1 protein-coding gene is annotated in these 307 nt (G+C 37.5%); it reads right to left on the reverse strand.

Annotated features, from left to right (window positions below; genetic code table 11):
* The coding region (locus R0K30_RS21500; RefSeq protein ID WP_410612824.1) for a hypothetical protein at positions 1 to 307 on the reverse strand (307 nt) is incomplete at both ends.

Below are 307 nucleotides of genomic sequence, written 5' to 3' on the forward strand. Positions count from 1 at the left end.
ATGAAGCAACGTTAATCTCAGAACCTATTAGCTTCATTTGTAGCGCAATATTATTTACCACATTTTGCTGTGCATTCTGCTCCACCGTGAACTGCGCAATATTAAACTGTTCTAGGTAAATATTGAGTGGCGACATAAATGCGATATTAGGTAATGCTGGTAACTCAGTAATTGGGGTAGAACTGGCTGTATTTTCTCCAGGCTGCTCTTTTAACGCGATTAAAACACTCGGAATATTCACGTTTTTAATTTTAATATCAGCACCTTGTGCCTTTGCAGAAATCTCCACATTATTAACAACTACGTT

It is taken from the genome of Bacillus sp. SIMBA_154 (genome assembly GCF_046536015.1).
Taxonomy (GTDB): Bacteria; Bacillota; Bacilli; order Bacillales; family Bacillaceae; genus Bacillus; species Bacillus pumilus_P.